Raw genomic sequence first — 24,280 nt, 5'->3', positions numbered from 1 at the left:
GACAGCAGTGAACCTTCGGTGCCGACGCGGCACCGAAGGTGTGCTGAGCGGCGTCGCTCAGGCAGACTTCGCGTCGTGCTGGGGTGTGGTCTCGGTCTGCGCCACGGGTGCCGGCGAGGGCAGCTGAGCGGGTGCGGCCGGCTGCTGTGCAGTCGCGGTATCGGTGTCGGATTTGCCGTCGTTCTGCATCTCCTTGACCTCGCTCTTGAAGATGCGCAACGAGCGTCCGAGTCCACGCGCAGCCTCGGGCAGCTTCTTGGAACCGAACAGAATGATGACGACCACCGCAACGATGGCCCAGTGCCAGGGACTGGTGAATCCCATGTGAACCTCCTGAGATCAGATGAATCGAGCGTACCCGACGGCGGGCGGTGCGCTCGGCAACGGAGCGCACCGCTTCACCTCACGTTCATGTTGTGAGGCCGCCGCCGGTGTCGGTGGCGTCGAGCTCCGCGTAGGCATTCAGGGCGGACCGCGCACGATCGCGGACGGAATTCACCAAGGATTCAGGTCCCAGTACGGTGACGCCACCGCCGAACCCGAGGGTCAGCCGGGTCATCCACTGCAGCGTCGCGAAACGCATGGTCACCTCGATGGACCCGTCCGAATCGGCGGCTACCTGCGTCATCGGGTAGTAGTCCAGAATCCAGGTGAACGCAGGTGAGACGCGTAACCGCGCTTGGGACAGAGAGGGGTCGTCGTTGAAGATCTCGAACGCGTCCTCGTCCTGCACCGACTCCGGCGGAGACGACGGTTCGTCGAGTTCGGTGGCCGAATCGATGCGATCGAATCTGAACAGCCGAACGCCCTCGGCGCCGCGACACCATGCCTGCAGATAGCTGTTGTCGTCGACCACCACGGTCCTGATCGGATCGACGATGCGCTCGGTGAGCACGTCTCGCGACGCCGAGTAGTAGGTGAGTTCGAGTGCGTGCCGGGCTCGGAGCGCAGACCGTACGGTGCTCGACACCGGACCCTCCTCCGCGTCGGCCGTGTCGTGGTCGGACGAGAGCGGCACATTCGCCGCCGCCGACCCGGCCGCGGTCTCGATCTTCGCGATCGCTCGCTGAGCGGCCGACGGATCGACCATCCCCGGCATCGAGGTCAACGACCGAAGTGCGACCAACAGTGCGGTGGCCTCGGTGGACGTCAACCGCAGCGGCCGGTCGATCCCGGCGGAGAAGGTGACGTCGATGCTCTCCTCGGAGAACGACAGATCGATGAGGTCACCCGGTCCGTATCCGGGCAGACCGCACATCCAGAGCTGATTGAGATCGGCCATCAGCGTCGCGGTGGTCACGCCCAGTTCCCGAGCGGCCTCCTCGGCGCTCAACCCCGGATTGGCCATGAAGAAGGGCACCATGTTGAGCAGGCGGGCCAACCGCACCGACAGACGCGCGCTCATCGTTCGTTCTCCAGTTCGGCTGCAGTCTGCAAGGTCGAGATGACATCGGCCCGCAGCTCTGCCGGGGCCAACACCATCGCGTCGGGACCGTGACCGGCGATGAGCCGCGAAATCCAATCCCAGGACCGTACCGGAACCTCGACGACCGTTCCGGTACGCGAGCCCACCGTCTGCTCCCCCACCACGGTGCCCATCCTCCGCAGCTCCGTCGCCCGACCGTCCTGAAGCCACACTCGGGCGGTACCCGACACCGAGGACGTGCCCGCGACGCGGCGGACGATGTCCTGAAGATCGATACCGTCGGGCTTGCGGACACTCTGAGGTGATCCGAAGGCTTTGACGTCGTCGCCGATCCGGGACAGTCGGAAGGTTCGGGTGTCGTCTCGGTCCACGTCGTGTCCAACGAGGTACCACCGTCCCCGGAACGTCACAACGCCCCACGGCTGGACGGTTCGGGTGACGAACGGCTCGGTCAACGAGGGTCGATGCTCGAACCGCACCGACTTACCCTCGTCGATCGCCGCGAGCAGGGCGCCCAGTGCGGGCTCGGACCCGCGGGTTCGGGCCGGAACGGCCGTGACGGCAGCGGCCGACTCGTTCTGGTCGACCTGAATACCTGCGGCGCGCAGCTTCAGCAGCGCACTCTGGGCCGCAGACGTCAGTTCCGGTGATTCCCACAGTTTGACGGCCACCGCGACCGCAGCCGATTCCTCGCTGGTGAGATCGATGTCCGGCAGCTCGTAGGCATCTCGGTTGATGCGATAACCCTCGACACCACCGAACCGCGTGGCGATGCCGGTCTCGAGGGGCACCCCGAGATCGCGCAGTTCGTTCTTGTCACGCTCGAACATCCTGCTGAACGCTTCGAGGCTCGTCGAGTCGTCGTACCCGGCAACGCTCTCGCGGATCCACTCCGCGGTCAGGAACTGACGCGTCGACAACAGACAGATGACCAGGTTCATCAGGCGTTCGACTTTGGTGGTGGCCACGACAGTCGAGCCTAGTTGTTCACCGCCCGCCGGAGCTGTAGCGACCCGAGTTGCCTGGATCGCTACCCGACCTCCAGCCGAGTCGCGTCCGGACTACATCGATGCGATGAGTCGCTCGACGCGCTCGTCGACCGAACGGAACGGGTCCTTGCACAACACCGTTCGCTGCGCCTGATCGTTGAGTTTCAGGTGTACCCAGTCGACGGTGAAGTCGCGTCCGGCTTCCTGGGCCGCGGTGATGAACTCACCGCGCAGCTTCGCGCGTGTCGTCTGCGGCGGCAGATTCACCGCTTCGTCGATCTGCTCGTCCTCGGTGACTCGCTTGACCAGACCCTTGCGCTGCAGCACGTCGAACACTCCCCGTCCACGCTTGATGTCGTGGTACGCAAGATCGAGCTGAGCGATCTTGGGATCGGAAAGTTCCATCGAGTAGCGGTCCTGATACCGCTCGAACAGCTTGCGTTTGATGACCCAGTCGATTTCGGTGTCGACCTTGGCGAAGTCCTGCGACTCGATGGCATCGAGTGTGCGTCCCCACAGGTCGACCACCTGAGTCACCTGAGCATTCGGCTCCCGCGTCTGGAGATGCTCGACGGCCCGGGAGTAGTACTCACGCTGGATTTCGAGTGCACTGGCCTGGCGACCACCGGCGAGGCGGACCGGCCTGCGACCGGTCAGATCGTGGCTGACCTCGCGAATGGCCCGAATCGGATTGTCCAGCGCGAAGTCTCGGAACGAGACGCCTGCCTCGATCATCTCGAGTACGAGTGCGGCCGTCCCCACCTTGAGCATGGTCGAGGTCTCGGCCATGTTGGAATCGCCGACGATGACGTGGAGCCGGCGATACTTCTCGGCATCGGCGTGCGGTTCGTCGCGGGTGTTGATGATCGGCCGCGAACGAGTGGTGGCCGACGACACGCCTTCCCAGATGTGCTCGGCGCGCTGCGAGAGGCAGAACGTCGCGGCCTTGGGTGTCTGCAGCACCTTGCCTGCGCCACAGATCAATTGGCGGGTGACCAGGAAAGGTAGCAGTACATCCGAGATGCGCGAGAATTCGCCCGCTCGCTGGACGAGGAAATTCTCGTGGCAACCGTAGGAGTTGCCCGCCGAATCGGTGTTGTTCTTGAACAGGTAGATGTCTCCGCCGATGCCCTCCTCGGCGAGACGCTGTTCGGCGTCGATCAGCAGATCCTCGAGTACTCGCTCGCCTGCGCGATCATGGGTGACCAATTGCAGCAGGCTGTCGCATTCGGCAGTGGCGTACTCGGGATGCGAACCGACGTCGAGATACAGGCGAGCGCCGTTGCGGAGGAACACATTCGAGCTGCGGCCCCACGAGACCACGCGACGGAAGAGGTAGCGGGCCACCTCGTCCGGACTCAGGCGTCGGTGTCCGTGAAAGGTACATGTGACACCGAACTCGGTCTCGATGCCCATAATTCGTCGCTGCACACTTCGACACTACAACGCAAGCCACCGATGGATGTGTCGGAGCGCCTCGATGGCGTCCATGCCTAGGCTGGGCCCTATGACTTCCACGCCAACGTCTGTTGCGGCCTCGGTTCACGCGTGGGACCTGTCCCTGGTTTCACGAAGCGCGGCATTGCGCTCGAGCAGGGCGGATGCAGGGCTCCGCGCGTTGAGCACGGCCGCCGATCACAGTCGCCTGTGGCTCGGAGCTGCCGCACTTCTCGGCGCGGCCGGTGGCTCGGCCCGACGCGGCGGCGTGCGGGGGCTGATCGCCGTGGCGGGTGCGAGCGCCGTGGCGAACGGTCTGCTCAAGCCGGTGTTCCCGAGGTCGAGGCCTGATACCGAGCTGGTTCCCGTACTGCGCCGGGTGCTCGCCCCGCCGGTGTCCTCGTCGTTTCCCTCCGGTCACTCGGCGTCCGCGGCCGCCTTCGTCACCGCGGTCGCCATCGAATCACCGAAGGCAGGATTGCTGCTGGCTCCGGTCGCCGCAGCAGTCTGCTATTCCCGGGTTCACGTCGGCGTCCACTGGCCCACCGATGTCGTCGCCGGAGCGGCGCTCGGTTCGGCGGTCGCGCTGTCGACCCGCCGCTGGTGGGCCGTGCGTTCGGCGAAGCCCGCCGATCTCGGCTCGCCGGTCGAGGTCGAGGCACTGCCGGGCGGACGGGGACTGTTGGTGCTGGTCAATCCCGGATCCGGTGACGGTTCGGAGGCGGTACCGGACGCCATCCGTCGCGAGCTCCCCGACGCCGACCTCTTCGTACCCGATCCCGAAAGGGACTTCAACGAGCAACTGGAAGAGAGAATTCGGAACACGACGCCGCGTGCTCTCGGAGTGTGTGGAGGCGACGGCACGGTCGTCAGCGTCGCCGCCTCGGCCGCCCGTAACGGCCTGCCACTCGCCGCGTTTCCGGGTGGCACTCTCAACCACTTCGCTCGCGACACCGGTCTGACCGCAGTCGAGGACACCGCCGCCGCCGTCGAGGCGGGCACCGCCGAACTGGTCGACATCGCCGAGGTGGACGTCGACGGCCGCAGTGTGTCGTTCGTCAACACCGCGACGTTCGGGGGTTACCCCGACTCGGTGCGGTTACGGCAGAAGCTGCAGAAGCGAATCGGTAAGTGGCCGGCCGCTGCGGTTGCGATGACACGAGTGCTCGCGGCTGCAGAGCCACTGAACATTCGACTCGACGGAGTGCCGCACTCGGTGTGGATGCTCTTCGTCGGCAACGGTACCTACGATCCGATCGATCAAGTTCCCATGTCGCGCAGCAGCATTCATACCGGCACCCTCGATGTTCGCTTTCTCCCGTCGGAGCCCAAGGCATCGAGAACACGACTGCTGTGGGCGACGATCACCGGAACGCTCGGCTCGTCGCCTGCCTACGTGCGCAGTGTGGCGAAACGACTGACCGTCGAGGTGGACGGTGCCCCGGTTGCCCTCGCGGCCGACGGCGAGGTCGTCGGAGACGGCACGACATTCCAGTTCAGCAGCGACAAGAACGGCCTCGTGCTCTACCGGAAGCGATAGAGCACGAGGCCGTCGACCTCGATCCGAAGTGTGGGGACTACTGCGGAGTCTCCGGCTCCGAGGAGCCGTCGCCGGTCGCGGACGGTGCCGATGCGGGCAACATGTCCGCCAGAGCAGCTCCAGCGATACGCCGGAACGCTCGACGCGGTCGCCCCTGATCCAGGACGGCTACCTCCAGGGCCGACACCTCGAGAACCTTCTTCTCGGGCTCGGCACCGGCAGTCGCAGGCGACGTCGGACCGGCGGTGAGCGCGTCGACGGCGATACGAACTGCGTCCGCCAACCCGAGGCCGAACCGGTACGTATCCTTCAGCGCGGCCACGATGGGCTCGGTGGTGCCGCCCATGACGACGAAATCCTGTTCGTCGACGATGGAGCCGTCGTACGTGATGCGGTAGAGCTGCGTGGCCATCGGCTCGTCCTGATGGGACACCTCGGCGACGCAGATCTCGACCTCGTACGGTTTGAGCTGCTCGGTGAAGATGGTGCCCAGTGCCTGGGCGTAGGTCTTCGCCAACGACCGGCCGGTGACATCGCGTCGATCGTAGGTGTATCCCTTGATGTCTGCGTGCTGGATGCCGGCCTTGCGTAGGTTCTCGAACTCGTTGTACTTGCCGACGGCAGCGAAACCGATGCGGTCGTAGAGCTCACTGACCTTGTGCAGCGCGGTCGAGCGATTCTCGGCGACGAACAGGACCCCGTCGGCATACGCCAGCACGATGACGCTGCGGCCGCGGCCGATTCCCTTGCGCGCCAATTCCGAACGATCGCGCATGATCTGTTCGGCAGATGCGTAATACGGCATCGTCATAGCGCGCTACCCCCTTCGCTGACTTCCTGGCCGGCTCGGGTGTGGTGGTCCGTGCCGCCGGTGTGTGCTGCGCTCTCGGTTCGTTCTGCCAGAACCGATCTGGCCGCAGCCGATATGCGATCGTGCGCGACGTCGTCCGCACCGACGCTCGTGATAGCAACCGCCGTCGGGTAGATGCCGCGGGTGACATCGGGACCACCGGTGGCCGAGTCGTCGTCGGCGGCGTCGTACAGCGACTCGACTGCAGCCCGAAGCGCCTCGTCCTCGGACATTCCGGGGCGATACAACTTCTTGAGCGCGGATTTGGCGAACAACGAGCCCGAACCCACCGCGTGATAGCCCGACCGCTCCTCGTAACGCCCGCCGACCACGTCGTACGACACGATGCGTCCGGCTCTCTCGGGATCGGAGATGTCGATGTCGAATCCGACCAGCAACGGCACCGCAGCCAGTCCCTGCATCGCCGCACCCAGATTGCTCCGAACCATCGACGACAACTTGTTGGCCTTGCCGTTGAAGGTGAGCGGCACGCCCTCGATCTTCTCGTAGTGCTCGAGTTCGACAGCGAACAGACGAACCAATTCGATTGCGATACCCGCAGTTCCGGCAATGCCCGCAGCGGAGTACTCGTCGGTGACGTAGACCTTCTGCATGTCCCGGTTGGCGATCAGATTGCCCTGAGTGGCGCGCCGATCACCGGCGATCAGCACCCCGCCCGCGTAGGTGAGGGCGACGATCGTCGTCCCGTGCGGAGCGATGCCGGACTTGTCGGTGGTGCCGTTGGCGGCGTGGGACGCCAGGTCCGCGGCGAGGCCGCTCTCCGGCAGCAGGTGCGGGGCGTGCTGCCGGAGGTAGTCGGAGAAGGACGAGCTACTGGACCCCAGCGGAATCGCCGGTCCGTCGCCTGCCGACCGTGGGTCCGAACGATCCACCGTCACTGGCCGCCCTTCTGAACGTAGGCGCGGACGAAGTCCTCGGCATTCTCCTCGAGTACGTCGTCGATCTCGTCGAGAAGATCGTCGGTCTCCTCGGCCAACTTCTCGCGCCGTTCCTGGCCACCGGCCCCCGTGTCGCCTGGGACCTCGTCGTCGCCGCCGCCGCCCGAGCGCCGTGTCTGCTCCTGAGCCATAGTCGCCGACCTCCTCCGTGTATCGAGAAAACAGATCTACTGCACGGTCGCCGGGTCATCCGAGGCGCACCGGCGTGGATGTGCAAGTGCTACCGAACGTTCCGCCGAAAGTGCACGGACCTTTACCCTACCGACAGTCCGACCTCGCCGGTTGGCAAGACACCGCCGAACGACCCATTCGAATGCCATGGACGATCAGGTGGTGAGCTGGTCGACCAGTTCCGCTGCACTGTCCACGGACTCCAGCAGGGCACCGACGTGGGATTTCGTTCCCCGCAACGGCTCGAGCGTCGGAATCCGTACCAACGAATCGCCACCGAGATCGAAGATGACCGAGTCCCAGCTCGCTGCGGCGATGTCGGCACCGAATTTGCGCAGGCATTCGCCGCGGAAGTAGGCCCTCGTGTCGTCGGGTGGTGTGCCGACCGCATCGAGAACCTGCTGCTCGGTCACGAGACGATCCATCGAACCGCGGGCGACCAACCTGTTGTAGAGCCCCTTGTCGAGGCGGACATCGGAATACTGCAGGTCCACCAGGTGCAGTCGCGGAGCGGACCAGCCGAGGCCCTCACGCTGTCGGAACCCTTCGAGCAGTCGCAATTTCGCCGGCCAGTCCAGCAGATGCGCGCACTCCATGGGATCGCGCTCGAGCAGGTCCAGCACCATCGCCCACTTGTCGAGCACGTCCAGTGCTCGTGCGTCGTCGCTGCCCTCGGCGGCCACGAACTTCGCCGCCCGCTGGTGGTAGATCCGCTGCAGCGCAAGGCCCGTCAGTTCGCGGCCGTCGGCGAGTGCCACGGCCTTGCGCAGGGTGGGATCGTGGCTGATCTGATGGACAGCCGTGACCGGTCTGGCCAGCTGCAGATCCGACAGGTCGACGCCCGCTTCGATGAGGTCGAGCACGAGGGCCGTGGTTCCCACCTTGAGGTAGGTCGACATCTCCGCCAGGTTGGCGTCGCCGATGATGCAGTGCAGACGTCGGTACTTGTCTGCGTCTGCGTGCGGTTCGTCCCTGGTGTTGATGATGCCTCGCTTGAGGGTGGTCTCCAGTCCGACCTCCACCTCGATGTAGTCCGCTCGCTGCGAGAGCTGAAAGCCGGCCTCGTCGCCCGACTGGCCGATACCGACTCGACCGGAGCCGGTGATGACCTGCCTGGAGGCGAAGAACGGCGAGAGCCCCGCGATCACCGCCGAGAACGGCGTCTCACGCGACATCAGGTAGTTCTCGTGCGTGCCGTACGACGCGCCCTTGCCGTCGACGTTGTTCTTGTACAGCTGCAGGCGCGGAGCCCCCGGGACGCTCGACGCGTGCCGTGCGGCCGCTTCCATGACGCGTTCGCCTGCCTTGTCCCAGATCACCGCATCCAGTGGGTCCCGCACCTCCGGGGCCGAGTACTCGGGGTGCGCGTGATCGACGTACAGGCGGGCACCGTTGGTGAGAATCATGTTCGCCGCACCGATCTCGTCGGCATCGATGACCGGAGCCGGTCCGCTGAACCGTCCGAGATCGAAGCCTCGGGCATCGCGCAGCGGTGATTCCACCTCGTAGTCCCAGCGGGTGCGCTTGGCGCGGGGCACTCCTGCGGCTGCCGCGTACGCCAACACCGCCTGGGTGGACGTCAGGATCGGGTTGGCGGTGGGTTCGGTCGGTGAAGAAATGCCGTACTCGACCTCGATACCGATGATGCGCTGCATAAGTCGAGCCTAGACGGCCGACGGATGCAGTTCGGGGCGCGCCCGGTGCGGACGCGCCCCGAATACTGCCCAGCGGTGGATCTACAGGTACTGACCGGTATTGGCCTCGGTGTCGATCGCCCGGCTCGCGCTGGCGTTCTTGCCGGTGACCAACGTGCGAATGTAGACGATTCGCTCGCCCTTCTTGCCCGAGATCCGAGCCCAGTCGTCCGGATTCGTGGTGTTCGGCAGATCTTCGTTCTCCGCGAACTCGTCGACGATGGAATCGAAAAGGTGCTGAATCCGCAGTCCGGCGTTTCCGGTTTCGAGAACCGACTTGATGGCGTACTTCTTCGCCCGGTCGACGATGTTCTGGATCATGGCCCCGGAGTTGAAGTCCTTGAAGTACAGAACTTCCTTGTCCCCGTTGGCGTAGGTGACCTCGAGGAACCGATTGTCGTCACTCTCGGCGTACATGCGCTCGACGACGCGATCGATCATGCCCCGGATGCACGCCGCGCGATCGCCGCCGAACTCGGCGACGTCGTCGGCGTTGACCGGAAGCGAATCGGTCAGGTACTTCGAGAAGATGTCCTGTGCCGATTCGGCGTCGGGACGCTCGATCTTGATCTTCACGTCGAGTCGGCCGGGTCGCAGGATCGCCGGGTCGATCATGTCCTCGCGATTGGACGCACCGATCACGATGACGTTCTCGAGGCCCTCGACACCGTCGATCTCGGCGAGCAACTGCGGAACGACCGTCGTCTCCACGTCGGACGAGACGCCGGAGCCGCGGGTACGGAAGATCGAGTCCATCTCGTCGAAGAACACGATGACCGGCGTGCCCTCGGACGCCTTCTCTCGTGCCCGCTGGAAGATCATGCGGATGTGACGCTCGGTCTCACCGACGAACTTGTTGAGCAGCTCGGGGCCCTTGATGTTGAGGAAGAACGACTTCGCCTCCCGCGCATCCTGGCCACGTGCCTCGGCGATCTTCTTGGCCAACGAGTTGGCAACGGCCTTGGCGATCAACGTCTTTCCACACCCGGGAGGGCCGTACAGCAGCACGCCCTTCGGTGGACGCAGTGAGTACTCACGGAACAGATCCTTGTGCAGGAACGGCAGCTCTACGGCGTCCCGAATCTGCTCGATCTGTCGCCCGAGACCGCCGATGTCCTCGTATCCGACGTCCGGAACCTCCTCGAGAACGAGATCCTCCACCTCGGCCTTGGGAACTCGCTCGAACGCGTAGCCGGCCTTGGTGTCGACCAGCAGCGAATCCCCGGGACGGAGCTTCCGTGACGGCTCGTCCGGGTCGACCGGTCCGTCGTCGTTGACCATGTCGATCAACGGTTTGGCCAGCCAGACCACCCGTTCCTCGTCGGCATGTCCGACGACGAGAGCGCGCGATCCATCCCCCAGAAGCTCTCGGAGAGTGCTGATCTCGCCGACCTGATCGAAGGTGCACGCCTCGACGATGGTCAACGCCTCGTTCAACCGCACGGTCTGTCCCGGAGCGAGCGTGTCGGCCTCGATGTTGGGTGAGCACGTCAGTCGCATCTTCCGACCGGACGTGAACACGTCGACTGTGCCGTCCTCGAACACGCTCAGCAGGACGCCGTATCCGCTCGGCGGTTGGCCGAGACGGTCCACCTCCTCGCGCAGCGCAATGAGCTGTTGTCGGGCCTCCTTGAGAGTGTCGAGCAACTTCGTGTTGCGCAGCGACAAGGAATCGACCCGGCCCTCGAGCTCGCGTACCTGCTCGGGGGACTCCCCCAGTTGGCGCCGTAGCGACGCGACTTCGGCTCGCACGGCGTCCAGTTCGGCTCTGGCCGCGGCCACATCCGGATTGTCTGTTGAGCTCATGAGCGACTCCTCCCAGTGACGATCTATCAACGCTACCGGCAGCGGCGCGGAGATGCGGACCGACACCTCGAACGGGGTCGGCATCCACTCTGCTCGGCGGCCCCGAAAGGCCATCCCAGTTCATGTTAGCCTCACCTGACCAAACGATCGACAGACGACGGAATCAGGGGCCTCACCAGTGAAAATGCGTATTCTCTCGGCAAGCGTCGCAGTAGCCGCGGTGGCTCTGGTGGGTGCAGGATGCAGTTCGAGCGATGAATCCGATCACGCCGATCACAATTCCGCGTCGACCAGCGACTCCATGCCGGCGACCACCGCTGGGCCGGCTGTCACAGCACCTACCGTCGCCGAGCTGCAGACCTCGCTGCAGCAGTTGGTTGCTCCGGACGTGGACGCCGCGACCAAGGCGGCGGCGGTGGAGAACGGTCAGGCGCGCCTGGCGAACCTGGAGACGATGACCGCCGCACTGGCGAACTACGGAGCGATCACCTTCGAGGTGTCGGAACCGACCGTCGCAGGCGAGACGTCCACCGCGGACGTCGCCATCGCCACCCCACGCGGGACCGCGGCTCCGGCACCGCAGACCTGGGTGCTGATCGATGGCACCTGGAAGCTGTCGGACGCCAGCACGTGCCAGATCCTGGCCATGGGCCAGGCACCCTGCGTCTGAGTCGACAGCCGAGCCTGCAGCGTCAGCCCTTACCGGAACGACGCTGCGGTTTCGGGGTCACGGTGCCCTCGGCGAGGCGTCGAACGCTGACGAGGAATGCCGTGTGACCCTGCATGCGGTGCTCGGGGCGAACTGCGAGACCCACCACGTGCCAGCCGCGAACCATCGACTCCCACGATCGAGGTTCGGTCCAGCACTCCTGTGCGCGCAGCGCCTCGACGACCTTGGACAGCTGCGTCACCGTGGCCACGTAGACCAGCAGCACCCCACCGGGGACGAGGGCCTTGGACACCGCGGGCAACGCGTCCCACGGCGCGAGCATGTCCAGGACCACCCGATCGACCTGCTCACCCGGACGATCGACACCGAACTGGTCGACGTCTGCCACGGTCAGGTGCCAGTTCGACGGGCGCTCGCCGAAGAACGTCTCGACGTTCTTCACGGCATAGTCGGCGTGGTCCTGCCGGATCTCGTAGGAGATGACCGTTCCTTCTGTACCGACTGCACGCAGCAGTGAGCACGTCAGAGCGCCGGATCCTGCACCGGCTTCGAGCACCCGTGCGCCGGGGAACATGTCACCCTCGTGCACGATCTGCGCCGCGTCCTTGGGGTAGATCACCTGGGCGCCGCGGGGCATCGAGAGCACGTAGTCGGTCAGCAGCGGCCGCAGCGCGAGGTAGGGGGTGCCGTTGACGGAGGTGACGACGCTGCCCTCGTCGGCACCGAGCAGTTTGTCGTGAGTGATGCCGCCGCGGTGAGTATGGAACTCCTTACCGGCTTCCAGTACCACCGTGTAGTGACGACCCTTGCCGTCCGTGAGCTGAACTCGATCGCCCACTCGAAACGGCCCGCTGCGGGCGGGACCGGTCTCCGCCGGTGCGTCGGCAGCTGTGGCGTCGGCAGCTGGACTGACCTCCGCGCCGGACGTGACATTCGGGTCGAGTTCGATCTCGTCGGTCGTGGCAGTGACCACGTCGTCCGCACTGGGCAGCGATGCGTCGACAGTGGCGTCGAACGCGGCGTCGGCCTCGAATCCGTCGGTCGACGCGGATGTGGAATCACCGGAGGACACAGCGGACCTGCTTTCGTTGCGATGTGACGCTCGGCCTCGATCGGCGGGCGTCGGGGGACGACTCGACGTGCCAGACTACGGCCTTCACCGAAGATGTCGGACCAGCGGCATAGTCTCGCAGTCGTGAGTATTTCCGTGTCGAGCCCCATCGACTTACCTCTTCTCGATGTCGGTGACAGCGCCGACGTACCGCGTTCGAGGTCCGGCAACCGCAGTACCCCGGCTCTGTCTCCTTCTCGCGCAGGTGATTTCAAGCAGTGCCCACTGTTGTATCGCTTCCGTGCCGTGGACCGGCTTCCCGAGGTCTCCACCGAGGCACAGGTGAAGGGAACTGTGGTGCATGCCGCACTCGAGGCCCTGTACGCACTCCCTGCCCGCGATCGAGTGCCCACCACAGCCCGCGATTTGGTGGACCCGGCCTGGGATCGGGTCGTGGCCGAGTCACCCGACATCGCGTCGCTGGTTCCGGCGGACGACCGTCCGGCGTTTCTCGACCGGGCTCGTGCCCTGGTGGACGGGTACTACGAACTCGAAGATCCCACGCACTTCGATCCCGAGTCCTGCGAACAGCGCGTCGAGATCGCGTTGGACGACGGAACGCCGCTGCGCGGATTCATCGACCGGATCGACGTCGCACCCAACGGAATGATTCGCGTCGTCGATTACAAGACCGGACGTGCGCCGCGCGAGTTCACCGAATCCAAAGCTCTGTTCCAGATGAAGTTCTATGCGCTGATGATCATGCGCATGCGCGGAGTCGTTCCCGCGCAACTGAAGTTGATGTACCTCGCCGACAAGCAGGAGCTGACGTACGCCCCGGACGAGGGTGAGCTGCTGCGCTTCGAGCGCATGCTCTCGGCCATCTGGAAGGCGATTCTGGCGGCCGGTGAGACCGGTGACTTCCGCGCCAAGAAAGGCGCACTGTGCAAGTGGTGCGATCACCGGGCACTGTGCCCCGAGTTCGGCGGCACTCCCCCGCCGTACCCCGGTTGGCCGCAGGCGGCCGCGGAGCAGGAGGAGACCGAGCTGTGACGAGTCCGGACGCCTTCTTCGTTCCTGCCGGTGTCGACGACGACGGTTACGAGATAGTCACCGCCACCGAGCACACCGTCAGCCTGTGGGCACCGACGATGCAGCACGGCGCTCCGCCGTCCGCGTTGTTGGTCCGCGCACTCGAGCGGGTCGACGCCAGACCCGATACTCGAATCAGCCGGGTGGTCGTCGACATTCTCGGACCTGTTCCGGTGTCGGACATCACGATTCGCGCATGGACGGCGCGGCCGGGCGCAAATGTCGAACTCGTCGTCGCCGAACTCTGGGCTCGAGGATCAGCGGGGCAGGCGCGAGCGGTGGCGCGGGGCAGCGCATGGCGTATGCGTACCGAGCCCACCGACGACGTCGTGCACGTGGGCGATCCGGTGATGCGACCGGTGAGCGCCGGCGTCGACAGCACCTTCGGCGGACTCTGGACCTCCGGATACCTCGACGCGGTCGAGTTCAAGTTCCTCACCGAGCTCGGCGCAGCGGGGCCCGGTGAAGTGTGGGCGAAGCCGACTCCCGTTCTGGTGCAGGGTGAGTCGATGACGCCACTCGAACGGCTGTTCTCGATTGCCGACATCGCCAACGGTGTGGGTGCGAAATTGCCGATCGAGCAGTGGACGTTCCTGAACACCGATCTGACGGTGCACGTCTTCCGCGAACCCCAGGGTGACTGGATCGGAGTGTCGGCCGAGACGTCGACGGGTCTGGACGGCATCGCCATGTGCGCAGGCACCCTCAGTGACGAACTGGGGCCGGTCGGGCGCATCGCCCAAACTGTGCTGGTTCGCCGACGCGCGTGATCGTGGCGGAACGACGGGCGTTCCGCCACGCACTCAGAACGCTCGGCAGGACCTGATGTCGGAGGCGAGAATGGCTTTCGCGCCCAGTTCCGCGAGCTCGTCCATCACGTTGTTGTGGACCTTGCGAGAGACCATGGCGCGCACGGCAACCCAGTTGTCGTCGACCATCGGTGCGAGCGTAGGTGATTCGATGCCGGGGGTGATCTTGACGGCTTCGTCGAGGATCGACTTGGGGCAGTCGTAATCGAGCATCAGGTACTGCTGGGCGAAGACGACGCCCTGTACGCGGGCGATGAGTTGCTTGCGTGCGGAGTCGGTGCCCGGCGTGCCGGCGCGCTCGATGAGAACACCCTCGGAATCGCACAATGATTCGCCGAACGCGACGAGATTGTTCTGACGCAGTGAGCGACCCGACTCGACCACGTCCGCGATGGCGTCGGCGACACCGAGTTGAATGGAAATTTCCACGGCCCCGTCGAGACGGATCACCGTGGCCTCCAAGCCGCGCTCGGCCAGGTCCTTACGCACGAGATTGGGGTACGAGGTGGCGATGCGCAGTCCGCCCAGGTCCTCGGGTGCCCATTCCTTGCCCGCGGGTGCCGCGTAACGGAACGTCGACCGGCCGAATCCGAGCGCCAGGCGCTCTTCGACCGCTGCCCCGGAATCGAGAGCCAGGTCTCGTCCGGTGATGCCCAGATCGAGCTGGCCCGACCCGACGTAGATGGCAATGTCCTTGGGACGGAGAAAGAAGAATTCGACCCCGTTGGCCGGGTCGAGGACGGTCAGATCCTTGGAGTCGCTCCGACGCCGGTAGCCGGCCTCGCTGAGGATCTCGGCGGCGGATTCGGACAACGCGCCCTTGTTGGGTACGGCTACACGCAGCATGGAGTTTTCCTTCATCGGTGAGTTCACAGGAGACGTTCGGGCCTTGCCTCACAGATGTCGGTAGACGTCCTCGAGCTCGATTCCCCTACCCACCATCATGACCTGAACCCAGTACAGCAGCTGCGAAATTTCTTCGGCGAGTGCAGCGTCGCTCTCGTGTTCGGCGGCGATCCACACCTCGCCGGCCTCTTCGAGGACCTTCTTTCCCTGGAAATGAACACCTGCGTCCAACGCAGCGACGGTGCCCGAGCCCTCGGGGCGGGTCTTCGCGCGGTCGGTGAGCTCGGCGAACAGGGAATCGAAAGTCTTCACGGATTCGTATTCTTTCACGTCGGTATCCAGCGGAATCAATTCGGTCGAGATTCGAGGAGTCAGGCCGCCCAGGCCCGCCGGACGTCGTCGGCGGTCAGTCCGACCAGACCGTCGCGGATGGTGTATCCCTGCGCTGCCGGAACAGCCACCTCAGACGGGACGACCAGTACCGGGCAGCCTGCAGTATGTGCGGACAGGGAGCCTGTCGGAGAATCCTCCACTGCAAGGCAGGCACCGACGTCGACGCCGAGCAGCGCGGCACCCCGCAGGTACGGCGCCGGGTGCGGTTTCCCGAACTCGACCTCGTCGCCGCTGACGGTGATGTCGAAGTAGTCGCGCCCGAGTGTCTCCAGTGCACGCTCGACGAGCCCACGTTCGGTGTTGGTGACCAATCCGGTCGCCAGGCCCATGTCGCGTACGAGTGCAAGAGCATCCTTGGCACCGGGCCGCCACGGAATGCCTTCGGCGAACATGTCGCCGACGCGCGTGGTCAACCACTCGCGGCCCTCGGCCAGGTTGTCGTCGGTGACCGCAACCGATGCATTGGCGAGCACTTTGCGCAAGGCGTCTCGCATCGAATTGCCGAGGGTGCTCTCGCGTACTTCCGCGCTGAGTTCGGTTCCCAGTGTGCGGGAGTACTCACCGATGGCCACGTCCCAGATCTTCTCCGAGTCGAGCAGGGTGCCGTCCATGTCCCACAGGACACCGTGCAGGTGGGTTCTAGACATTGAAGTACTTGGCCTCCGGGTGGTGAAGTACGAACGCATCGGTCGACTGTTCGGGGTGCAGCTGCAGTTCCTCGGAGAGCTTGACGCCGATTCGCTCGGGTTCGAGGAGTGCGGCGAGCTTGATCCGGTCCTCGAGATCGGGGCATGCCCCGTAGCCGAACGAGTAACGAGCTCCGCGGTATTCGAGTTTGAAGTACCCCTCGGCCTCGGTGGGATCCTCCGCGGCGACCGATTTGCCGTCGGACAGTTTCAGTTCCTCGCGCACTCGACGATGCCAGTATTCGGCGAGAGCCTCGGTCAGCTGAACTCCGATCCCGTGTACCTCGAGGTAGTCGCGGTACGCGTCGGCTGCGAACAATTCGTTCGCGAAGTCCGCGATTGGCTGCCCCATGGTGACCAGGTTCATCGGCAGCACGTCGACTTGCCCGGATTCCCTTGCCGCAGTGCGTGATCGGACGAAGTCCGCGATGCAGAGGAAGCGGTCGCGGTGCTGACGCGGGAACGTGAACCGAAAGCGTTCGGGCGCATCGGGTTCGGGCTCGGTGAGCACGACGACGTCGTCGCCCTCCGAAACGGCCGGGAAGTATCCGTACACCAATGCGGCGTGCGCGAGAATGCCGTCCGTACTGAGCCGATCCAGCCAATACCGAAGGCGCGGTTTGCCTTCCGACTCCACCAGATCCTCGTAGGTCGCGCCCTCGCCCTTGCGGGCTCCTCGCAGCCCCCACTGCCCCAGGAACAGGGCACGTTCGTCGAGCAGGCCCGAGTAGTCGGCGAGGGACACGCCTCGGACGATGCGGGTGCCCCAGAACGGCGGTACCGGAATGTCGATGTCCGCGGCGACGTCGGATCGCTCGGGTACCACGACCGGAGCCTCGGCGGCCTTGCGCTTCTCCGCGATGCGCTTCGACCGTTCGTGGCGCTCTTTGCGTTCGGCAGCCTTGGCTTTCGCGGCGAGCGCCTCGGGGCTGTCGGGGGCCGGACCGCCGCCGCGCTTGGTGGTCATGATGGTGTCCATCAAACGCAGGCCTTCGAACGCGTCCCGCGCATAGTGCACGTCGCCTTCGTACACGTCCTGCAGATCGTTCTCGACGTACGACCGCGTCAAAGCAGCGCCGCCGAGGAGCACCGGAAATTGCTCCGCCACGCCGCGGGAGTTGAGCTCGATCAGGTTGTCCTTCATGACCACCGTCGACTTCACCAGCAACCCGGACATGCCGATCACGTCTGCGCGTTTGTCCAACGCGGCTTCGAGAATGGTCGAAATCGGCTGCTTGATACCGAGATTGACCACCTCGTAGCCGTTGTTGCTCAGGATGATGTCGACGAGGTTCTTGCCGATGTCGTGCACATCGCCCTTGACGGTACCGAGCACGATTCGACCCTTGCCGTCGTCGTCGGTGGCCTCCATGTGTGGCTCCAAGTACGCCACGGCAGCCTTCATCACCTCGGCGGACGCGAGCACGAACGGCAACTGCATCTGGCCGGAACCGAACAGCTCGCCGACGGTCTTCATGCCCGACAGCAACGTCTCGTTGATGATCTCGAGAGGCGGCTTCTCGGCCATCGCGGCGTCCAGATCTGTGTCGAGGCCGTTGCGTTCGCCGTCGACGATGCGGCGTTCGAGCCGCTCGAACAACGGCAGCCGACCCAGTTCCTCGGCGCGCGATTCCCGGGCCGATGCTGCCGAGACGCCCTCGAACAGCTGCATGAGCTTCTGCAACGGGTCGTAGCCTTCACGGCGGCGGTCGTACACCAGATCCAGAGCGGTCTCGCGTTGCTCGTCGGGAATCTTGTTCATCGGCAGGATCTTCGACGCGTGCACGATGGCGGTGTCGAGGCCGGCCTGGGTGCACTCGTGCAGAAAGACCGAGTTGAGCACCTGCCGGGCAGCAGGATTGAGGCCGAACGAGATGTTCGACAACCCGAGGGTGGTGTGCACCTTCGGATACTTCTCCTTGAGCTGCCGGATCGCCTCGATGGTCTCGATGCCGTCGCGTCGAACCTCTTCCTGGCCGGTGGAGATCGGGAAGGTGAGGGTGTCGACGATGATGTCCTCGTGGCGCAGGCCCCAGTTCTCGGTGATGTCGGTGATCAGGCGATCGGCGACACGCACCTTCCATTCGGCAGTACGCGCCTGCCCCTCCTCGTCGATGGTCAGAGCGACGACGGCGGCACCGTGTTCCTTGACCAGACGCATGATCTTCTGGAACCGCGAGTCGGGCCCGTCGCCGTCCTCGTAGTTGACCGAGTTGACGGCGCTACGTCCGCCGAGGTGCTCGAGGCCGGCCTCGAGCACGGCCGGTTCGGTGGAGTCGAGCATGATCGGCAGCGTCGACGCAGTCGCCAATCTGCTGGCGAGTGCGGCCATGTCGGCGGCACCGTCGCGGCCGACGTAGTCGACGTTGAGGTCCAACATGTGCGCGCCGTCGCGGGTCTGATCCTTGGCGATGTCGAGGCACTTCTCGTAGTCCTCGGCGAGCATCGCGTCACGAAATGCCTTGGAGCCGTTGGAGTTGGTGCGCTCACCGATCATCAGGATGCTGGCGTCCTGCTCGAACGGCACGGCGGTGTAGAGCGAGGAGACGCCTGGCTCCGGGGCCGGCTGCCGTTCCAGCTTCGTCGCCCCGTGCACCATGTCGGCAACCTGACGAATGTGCTCGGGGGTGGTGCCGCAGCATCCGCCGACGAGTGCCAGCCCGTACTCGCGGACGAAACCGCTCAGAGCGTCGGCCAATTCGGGGGCGGTCAGTGGGTATTCGGCACCCTTCGCGCCCAACGTCGGCAGTCCGGCATTGGGCATCACCGATACCGGAAGACGGGAATGCTTGGACAGGTGGCGCAGGTGTTCGCTCATCTCGGCGGGGCCGGTGGCGCAGTTCAGTCCGATCATGTCGATGCCCAGCGGTTCGAGCGCGGTGAGGGCTGCACCGATCTCGCTGCCGACCAGCATTGCGCCCGTCGTCTCGACCGTCACATGGGTGATGATCGGGATTCGGACGCCGAGCTTGTCCATGGCGTGCTGGCTACCGATGATCGCGGCCTTGACCTGCAGTAGGTCCTGGCACGTCTCGACCAGAATGGCGTCGGCACCGCCGTCGATCATTCCGAGCGCAGCCTCGGTATACGCATCGCGCAGCCGTGCGAACGGGGCGTGGCCGAGTGTGGGGAGCTTGGTTCCGGGGCCCATGGAACCCAGGACGTACCGATCCATCCCGTCGCGGCCGGGTCCCATTTCGTCCGCAGTCTCGCGGGCGAGCCGGGTGCCTTTCTCGGCCAACTCGCGGATTCGATCCTCGATGTCGTAATCGGCCAGGTTGGGCAGGTTGCATCCGAACGTGTTCGTTTCCACGGCGTCTGCGCCGGCCGCGAAGTACTCGCGATGAATCTCGCGCAGCACGTCGGGCCTGGTGTGGTTCAGAATCTCGTTGCATCCCTCGAGGCCGAGAAAGTCGTCGAGAGTGAGGTCGGCGTCCTGGAGCATCGTGCCCATTGCTCCGTCGCCGATGACAACGCGACGTGAAATCGCATCGAGCAGACCGGGCTTGTGTTGATCGGGCATCACTACAGAGTAGTGGGCACCACGGTTACCTCGAGTCGTAGGCTGTCGTGGTGAGTCCCCGAAACCTCGATGATCAGTCCCCGCCCGACGACGGTACCGACAAAATGGACAAATCAGGTGCCGACGCGGACATCCCCTTGGACGCCGCGCTGATCGAGGCCGTGCAGGATGCTGTGGCGAACGCCACAGACGCCGACGCCGACTACGACGAGGACGATCTGAACGACGACATTCCCGAGCTGCGCTCCCCCATACTGGTCGCCGCTTTCGAGGGCTGGAACGACGCAGGCGATGCGGCGAGCGGCGCGGTCGAACATCTGGAGCTGACCTGGGACGCCAGCCCACTGGCCGAGCTGGACTCCGAGGACTACTACGACTACCAGGTCAATCGGCCGACCGTTCGTCAGGTCGACGGGGTCACCCGCGAGATCGAGTGGCCGTCGACTCGATTGTCGGTGTGTTCACCGCCCGGCAGCGACCGTGACGTGGTCCTGTTGCGCGGTATCGAGCCCAACATGCGGTGGCGCAGCTTCTGCGACGACCTGCTCGAATTCGTCGAACAGCTCGGCGTGGAGACCGTGGTCATTCTGGGTGCGCTGCTGGCGGACACCCCGCACACCAGGCCGGTTCCGGTGACCGGCACCGCCTACAGCACCGAGTCGGCCGAACAGTTCAACCTCGAGCAGACCCGCTACGAAGGGCCCACCGGTATCACCGGCGTTCTGCAGGACGAATGTGTCAAGGCAGGGGTGCCGGCCGTGTCGTTCTGGGCTGCTGTCCCCCATTACGTCTCACAGCCACCGAATCCGAAGGCCACCGTGGCGTTGCTGCAGCGGGTCGAAGACGTACTCGACATCGAGGTGCCGCTCGGCGAGCTGCCCACGCAGGCCGAGGAGTGGGAGGAGGCGGTCAACGAGATGACCAAAGAGGACGAGGAGATCAGCGAATACGTGCGCAGCCTCGAGGAGCGTGGTGACGCCGAGGTGGACATGTCCGATGCGATCGCCAAGATCGACGGCGACGCCATCGCCGCCGAGTTCGAGAAGTACCTCCGGCGGCGCGGCCCGGGCAACTTCGGGCTCTGACCCGAACGCACACGAGGAGCCGGGAGCCGGTGAGGTCTTTCTGATGCCGACGTAACGTCACCGCAGCGGTGGCGTCACCCCGACACCGGAGCCTCGTGGGTATGGCCAGCACACCGCGATTTCTGCAAGGCGTCTTCTCCTTCACCGGCAACGGTCTGGACAAGCCCGAGTTGATCGATCCCAGCCTGAGTTTCGTCGTCCCCGAGGGGGTGACGGCCCAACCGCTGTACTTCCGGGGCGGTAATTCGAGCGATGAGCTGGTGGTCGTGACCTTGCTGCGCGACGGCAGCCCGATGCGTATGTTCCCGATGGGGGCCAAGAGCGGCGTCAACATTCCGTTGCGGGTCGTCGAGGACGTCGATCCCGATACCGTGCTCGAGCTGGTGATCGCGGCCCCTGCCGGAACCAGCGGAGAGGTCGTCGTCGACTTCGGTCTGGTGCTGGTCTGATGCCTTCGGGAAAACAGCGATTGCTCGTGATCGGCAACGGAATGGCCGGTGCCCGGACGGTCGAGCAGATCCTCGAGCGAGACGGCAGCTCGCTGTTCGACATCACGATGATCGGCGACGAACCGTACGGCAATTACAACCGCATCATGCTCTCCCACGTGCTGTCCGGTGAGGCCACCGTCGACGACGAGGATCTCGTTCTCAACCCCATGAGTTGGTACAGCGAGAACGGCGTGACGTTGCACGTGGGCGATCGAGCCGTGTCGCTCGACCGGTTCTCCAAAACGGTTGTCTGCGAAAGCGGTCGGTCCGTCGACTACGACATACTGATCATCGCCACCGGTAGCAACACGTTCTTCCCGAACATGGACGGTCTGCGCGAGTCCGACGGCAGACTGGCACGTGGGGTGTTCGGATTCCGCACGATCGCCGACACCAACGGCATGTTGCAGATGGCGCAGTCACGCGACGACGTGTCGGCGGTGGTGATCGGCGGCGGACTGCTCGGTCTCGAAGCAGCGTACGGACTGCGGACGCAGGGGCTGGACGTGAACGTGGTGCACTCCCCCGGGCACCTGATGAACCAGCAGCTCGACGAGCGCGGTGGACGAGTGTTGCGCAACAAGATCGAGTCGCTCGGCGTCGGTGTCCACACCTCGAAGAGAACCACCTCCGTGTTGCGGTCGGACGACGGTACCGTCATCGGCGTCGGTTTCAACGACGGCACCTCGCTGGACGCCGACATGGTCGTCGTGACCGCCGGAATTCGGCCCAGTGTCGATTTTGCCCGCGCCGGCGGCCTGGTCATCGAACGCGGAATCGTGGTCGACGACCAATTGCGCTGCGAGGACGAGGGTTCCATCTATGCCGTCGGCGAATGCTGTCAGCACCGCGGTGAGGTGTACGGCCTCGTCGCGCCCCTCTGGGAGCAGGCCGCTGTCCTGGCCGACGTACTCACCGGTGCCGATCCCGCTGCCGCGTATCACGGTTCGCGTCTGACGACCAAGCTCAAGGTGGCCGGCGTCGACGTCGCGTCGATGGGGATCACCGCGCCCGAGCGCGACGACGACGAATTCGTTCAGTTCTACGAACCACGCAGTGGCACGTACAAATCGGTCATCGTGCGGAACAACAAGCTCGTCGGCGCCACTCTGCTGGGCGACATCTCCAAGGCCAACTTTCTCACCCAGGCGTTCGACGAGAAGGTGCCGCTGCCCGACGAGCGCATCAGCATGCTCTTCGACATGGGAACGCCCTCTGCGGCAACAGGAGCCGCGGAGCTGGCAGACGACGTTCAGGTGTGCAACTGCAACGGCGTCACCAAGGGTGCCATCGTGGCCTGCGTGCACGCCGGTGCCAAGAATCTGAGCGATGTGACTGCACAGACCCGAGCAGGCAAGGGATGTGGGTCCTGCAAGGGGTTGGTGAACGACATCATCGCGTGCGCAGCCGGTGGCGCAGTCGAAGCGGACCCCACCGCAGACCGGTACGTGCCGTGTATCCCGATGACGAAGCCGGAACTGATCGAAGCGATCAGGTCGCGAGACCTGCGGGCAGTCTCGCAGGTGTTCACGGCGCTTGCGACCGAAGGCGTCGAGGACGCCGCCGCCAAGATGCCGCTGGCGTCACTGCTGCGCACCGTCTGGGGTCCGGATTGGGTGGACGAGCGCGGCGCACTGTTCATCAACGACCGGGTGCACGCCAACATTCAGCGGGACGGCACGTTCTCGGTGGTACCGCAGATGAAGGGTGGCGTCACCACCCCGGATCAACTGCGCAAGATCGCCGACGTTGCCGACAAGTACCACGTCCCGCTGGTCAAGGTCACCGGCGGACAGCGCATCGACCTCCTCGGGATCAAGAAGGAAGACCTACCCAAGGTGTGGGGCGATCTGGACATGCCCTCCGGCTTCGCCTACGGCAAGAGCATGCGCACGGTGAAAACCTGTGTGGGCAGCGACTTCTGCCGCTTCGGTCTCGGCGACTCGACGGCTCTCGGCATCGCGCTCGAAGAGCGGTTCCAAGGGTTGGAGACTCCCGCGAAACTCAAACTCGCGGTCGCCGGCTGCCCGCGCAACTGCTCGGAGGCGCTGTGCAAGGACTTCGGCGTGGTCTCGGTCGGCGAGGACAGGTGGGAGATCTACGTCGGCGGCGCGGCCGGGGCTCACATCCGCAAGGGAGATCTGCTGGCCACCGTGACAGGAGCCGAGGAGGTGATCACAGTGGCAGGCAGATTCATCCAGCACTATCGGGAGAACGCGCAGTGGCTCGAACGGACCTACGCCTGGGTTCCGCGCATCGGCTTGGAGGAACTGCAGAGCGTTCTGATCGACGACCGTGACGGCATCGTCGCCGGACTCGACGAGCGACTGCAAACATCGGTCGACGGCTACGTGGACCCATGGCAGGACCGCACGGCACCCAAATCGCCCGCGCAGTTCGCACCCTCGCTGCCACTGCTCCCGCTGCCGCAGGTGCCGGTCCGATGAGCGTGCCGGTGGGAGCGTTGGAAGATCTGACTCCCGGCGAGGGACGGGCCTACGTCGTGGACGGCCAACAGGTCGCGGTGTTCCTGCTAAGTGACGGCTCGGTGCGGGCGATGGACGCCGTCTGCCCGCACCGGGGCGGACCACTGGCCGACGGCCAAATCGACGGGTCCGTAGTCGTCTGCCCACTTCATCAATACGCCTTCTCTCTCGACGACGGCACCTGCCCGAGTGGAATCGACTCGGTCCGCACCTACCCCGCGGCCGTGGTGAACGGAAAAGTGACCGTGGAGCTGTAACCGGCACGGTCGAACAACT

The 24,280-nt window shown here is 65.0% G+C and carries 22 protein-coding genes; 8 read left to right on the top strand and 14 right to left on the bottom strand.

What is annotated here, in order from left to right; all coding sequences use genetic code 11:
- Positions 1-57: 57 nt before the first annotated feature.
- The 4 genes from tatA to pafA all read right to left on the bottom strand — a co-directional run bounded on the left by tatA (position 58) and on the right by pafA (position 3,846).
- Positions 58-324 carry a Sec-independent protein translocase subunit TatA gene (gene tatA / locus CH266_RS13480; protein ID WP_027497093.1) on the bottom strand — a complete coding sequence of 89 codons (267 nt, stop codon included), beginning with the start codon at positions 322-324 and terminating at the stop codon, positions 58-60.
- A gap of 85 nt (positions 325-409) precedes the next feature.
- The gene (locus CH266_RS13475) at positions 410-1,405 is read right to left on the bottom strand and encodes a helix-turn-helix transcriptional regulator (protein ID WP_094622158.1); all 996 of its coding nucleotides are present in this window, start codon (positions 1,403-1,405) and stop codon (positions 410-412) included.
- Complete coding sequence (locus CH266_RS13470; RefSeq protein ID WP_027497091.1) at positions 1,402-2,394, bottom strand: helix-turn-helix transcriptional regulator; 993 nt, start codon at positions 2,392-2,394, stop codon at positions 1,402-1,404. The genes CH266_RS13475 and CH266_RS13470 overlap by 4 nt, the downstream gene beginning before the upstream one ends.
- Before the next feature lie 93 nt (positions 2,395-2,487).
- Positions 2,488-3,846, bottom strand: a complete 1,359-nt coding sequence (gene pafA / locus CH266_RS13465; protein WP_174557245.1) for a Pup--protein ligase — start codon at positions 3,844-3,846, stop codon at positions 2,488-2,490.
- A 76-nt stretch (positions 3,847-3,922) separates the two neighbouring features.
- Between pafA and CH266_RS13460 the strand changes: the two genes are divergently transcribed.
- Positions 3,923-5,392 (top strand): bifunctional phosphatase PAP2/diacylglycerol kinase family protein, encoded by a 1,470-nt coding sequence (locus CH266_RS13460; RefSeq protein WP_094715419.1) that lies wholly within the window; start codon positions 3,923-3,925, stop codon positions 5,390-5,392.
- 37 nt (positions 5,393-5,429) lie between these two features.
- On the opposite strand, the gene prcA is transcribed toward CH266_RS13460, so the two are convergent.
- The 5 genes from prcA to arc all read right to left on the bottom strand — a co-directional run bounded on the left by prcA (position 5,430) and on the right by arc (position 10,872).
- The gene (prcA, locus tag CH266_RS13455) at positions 5,430-6,203 is read right to left on the bottom strand and encodes a proteasome subunit alpha (RefSeq protein WP_094715418.1); all 774 of its coding nucleotides are present in this window, start codon (positions 6,201-6,203) and stop codon (positions 5,430-5,432) included.
- Positions 6,200-7,141 carry a proteasome subunit beta gene (gene prcB / locus CH266_RS13450; protein WP_094715417.1) on the bottom strand — a complete coding sequence of 314 codons (942 nt, stop codon included), beginning with the start codon at positions 7,139-7,141 and terminating at the stop codon, positions 6,200-6,202. Before prcB ends, prcA begins: the two co-directional genes overlap by 4 nt.
- Entirely contained in the window at positions 7,138-7,332 is a 195-nt protein-coding gene (locus tag CH266_RS13445; protein ID WP_027497086.1) for a ubiquitin-like protein Pup, read from the bottom strand. The genes prcB and CH266_RS13445 overlap by 4 nt, the downstream gene beginning before the upstream one ends.
- A 195-nt stretch (positions 7,333-7,527) precedes the next feature.
- Positions 7,528-9,027 (bottom strand): depupylase/deamidase Dop, encoded by a 1,500-nt coding sequence (gene dop / locus CH266_RS13440; protein WP_027497085.1) that lies wholly within the window; start codon positions 9,025-9,027, stop codon positions 7,528-7,530.
- A gap of 81 nt (positions 9,028-9,108) precedes the next feature.
- Positions 9,109-10,872: a proteasome ATPase gene (gene arc / locus CH266_RS13435; protein WP_032365854.1), complete on the bottom strand. Its 1,764-nt coding sequence runs from the start codon at positions 10,870-10,872 to the stop codon at positions 9,109-9,111.
- A 184-nt stretch (positions 10,873-11,056) separates the two neighbouring features.
- Here arc and CH266_RS13430 point away from each other — a divergent pair, with 184 nt between their 5' ends.
- Positions 11,057-11,542: a hypothetical protein gene (locus tag CH266_RS13430; protein ID WP_255175915.1), complete on the top strand. Its 486-nt coding sequence runs from the start codon at positions 11,057-11,059 to the stop codon at positions 11,540-11,542.
- Positions 11,543-11,564: 22 nt separating this feature from the next.
- Here CH266_RS13430 and CH266_RS13425 read toward each other — a convergent pair whose 3' ends face one another.
- On the bottom strand, positions 11,565-12,380 hold the full coding sequence (locus tag CH266_RS13425; protein ID WP_048318521.1) for a tRNA (adenine-N1)-methyltransferase: 816 nt from the start codon (positions 12,378-12,380) through the stop codon (positions 11,565-11,567).
- Between the two features lie 369 nt (positions 12,381-12,749).
- Here CH266_RS13425 and CH266_RS13420 point away from each other — a divergent pair, with 369 nt between their 5' ends.
- Together CH266_RS13420 and CH266_RS13415 are read left to right on the top strand one after the other, a co-directional pair.
- On the top strand, positions 12,750-13,646 hold the full coding sequence (locus tag CH266_RS13420; RefSeq protein ID WP_371828014.1) for a RecB family exonuclease: 897 nt from the start codon (positions 12,750-12,752) through the stop codon (positions 13,644-13,646).
- Complete coding sequence (locus CH266_RS13415; RefSeq protein WP_094715415.1) at positions 13,643-14,455, top strand: thioesterase family protein; 813 nt, start codon at positions 13,643-13,645, stop codon at positions 14,453-14,455. The genes CH266_RS13420 and CH266_RS13415 overlap by 4 nt, the downstream gene beginning before the upstream one ends.
- 33 nt (positions 14,456-14,488) lie before the next feature.
- Here the strand turns inward: CH266_RS13415 and hisG are convergent, their stop codons facing one another.
- From hisG to metH, 4 genes are read right to left on the bottom strand one after another with little or no spacing between them, the layout of a single operon-like run.
- On the bottom strand, positions 14,489-15,340 hold the full coding sequence (gene hisG, locus CH266_RS13410) for an ATP phosphoribosyltransferase (RefSeq protein WP_032372777.1): 852 nt from the start codon (positions 15,338-15,340) through the stop codon (positions 14,489-14,491).
- A 48-nt stretch (positions 15,341-15,388) separates the two neighbouring features.
- Positions 15,389-15,652, bottom strand: coding sequence for a phosphoribosyl-ATP diphosphatase (locus CH266_RS13405; protein ID WP_027497080.1), 264 nt, complete (start codon positions 15,650-15,652; stop codon positions 15,389-15,391).
- Positions 15,653-15,711: 59 nt separating this feature from the next.
- Positions 15,712-16,380, bottom strand: coding sequence for an HAD family hydrolase (locus CH266_RS13400; protein ID WP_094715414.1), 669 nt, complete (start codon positions 16,378-16,380; stop codon positions 15,712-15,714).
- A complete protein-coding gene (gene metH / locus CH266_RS13395; protein WP_032365802.1) occupies positions 16,373-19,942 on the bottom strand; it encodes a methionine synthase in 3,570 nt (1,189 codons plus the stop codon). The genes CH266_RS13400 and metH overlap by 8 nt, the downstream gene beginning before the upstream one ends.
- A 104-nt stretch (positions 19,943-20,046) precedes the next feature.
- On the opposite strand from metH, the gene CH266_RS13390 reads away from it, so the two are divergent.
- From CH266_RS13390 to CH266_RS13375, 4 genes are all read left to right on the top strand, one after another.
- Complete coding sequence (locus tag CH266_RS13390) at positions 20,047-21,027, top strand: PAC2 family protein (protein ID WP_255175913.1); 981 nt, start codon at positions 20,047-20,049, stop codon at positions 21,025-21,027.
- 101 nt (positions 21,028-21,128) lie between these two features.
- Entirely contained in the window at positions 21,129-21,476 is a 348-nt protein-coding gene (locus CH266_RS13385; RefSeq protein WP_027497076.1) for a hypothetical protein, read from the top strand.
- Positions 21,476-23,965, top strand: coding sequence for a nitrite reductase large subunit NirB (gene nirB, locus CH266_RS13380; protein WP_094715413.1), 2,490 nt, complete (start codon positions 21,476-21,478; stop codon positions 23,963-23,965). The genes CH266_RS13385 and nirB overlap by 1 nt, the downstream gene beginning before the upstream one ends.
- On the top strand, positions 23,962-24,261 hold the full coding sequence (locus CH266_RS13375) for a Rieske (2Fe-2S) protein (protein ID WP_094715412.1): 300 nt from the start codon (positions 23,962-23,964) through the stop codon (positions 24,259-24,261). Before nirB ends, CH266_RS13375 begins: the two co-directional genes overlap by 4 nt.
- Positions 24,262-24,280: the final 19 nt, after the last annotated feature.

The sequence above is a fragment of the Rhodococcus sp. 06-1474-1B genome (assembly GCF_002258885.1).
In the GTDB taxonomy this organism is placed as follows: Bacteria; Actinomycetota; Actinomycetes; order Mycobacteriales; family Mycobacteriaceae; genus Rhodococcoides; species Rhodococcoides fascians.
Note: the sequence above shows the minus strand (reverse complement) of the source record. Positions and strands in the feature narration are given on the sequence as shown.

Coding starts and splice junctions, on each gene's coding strand:
- hisG (WP_032372777.1), bottom strand. CDS start 15,340: ATGCTGCGTGTAGCCGTACCCAACAAGGGCGCGTTGTCCGAATCCGCC.
- CH266_RS13475 (WP_094622158.1), bottom strand. CDS start 1,405: ATGAGCGCGCGTCTGTCGGTGCGGTTGGCCCGCCTGCTCAACATGGTG.
- CH266_RS13400 (WP_094715414.1), bottom strand. CDS start 16,380: ATGTCTAGAACCCACCTGCACGGTGTCCTGTGGGACATGGACGGCACC.
- CH266_RS13430 (WP_255175915.1), top strand. CDS start 11,057: ATGCGTATTCTCTCGGCAAGCGTCGCAGTAGCCGCGGTGGCTCTGGTG.
- arc (WP_032365854.1), bottom strand. CDS start 10,872: ATGAGCTCAACAGACAATCCGGATGTGGCCGCGGCCAGAGCCGAACTG.
- nirB (WP_094715413.1), top strand. CDS start 21,476: ATGCCTTCGGGAAAACAGCGATTGCTCGTGATCGGCAACGGAATGGCC.
- CH266_RS13445 (WP_027497086.1), bottom strand. CDS start 7,332: ATGGCTCAGGAGCAGACACGGCGCTCGGGCGGCGGCGGCGACGACGAG.
- CH266_RS13375 (WP_094715412.1), top strand. CDS start 23,962: ATGAGCGTGCCGGTGGGAGCGTTGGAAGATCTGACTCCCGGCGAGGGA.
- dop (WP_027497085.1), bottom strand. CDS start 9,027: ATGCAGCGCATCATCGGTATCGAGGTCGAGTACGGCATTTCTTCACCG.
- tatA (WP_027497093.1), bottom strand. CDS start 324: ATGGGATTCACCAGTCCCTGGCACTGGGCCATCGTTGCGGTGGTCGTC.
- CH266_RS13385 (WP_027497076.1), top strand. CDS start 21,129: ATGGCCAGCACACCGCGATTTCTGCAAGGCGTCTTCTCCTTCACCGGC.
- CH266_RS13460 (WP_094715419.1), top strand. CDS start 3,923: ATGACTTCCACGCCAACGTCTGTTGCGGCCTCGGTTCACGCGTGGGAC.
- metH (WP_032365802.1), bottom strand. CDS start 19,942: ATGCCCGATCAACACAAGCCCGGTCTGCTCGATGCGATTTCACGTCGC.
- CH266_RS13390 (WP_255175913.1), top strand. CDS start 20,047: ATGGACAAATCAGGTGCCGACGCGGACATCCCCTTGGACGCCGCGCTG.
- prcA (WP_094715418.1), bottom strand. CDS start 6,203: ATGACGATGCCGTATTACGCATCTGCCGAACAGATCATGCGCGATCGT.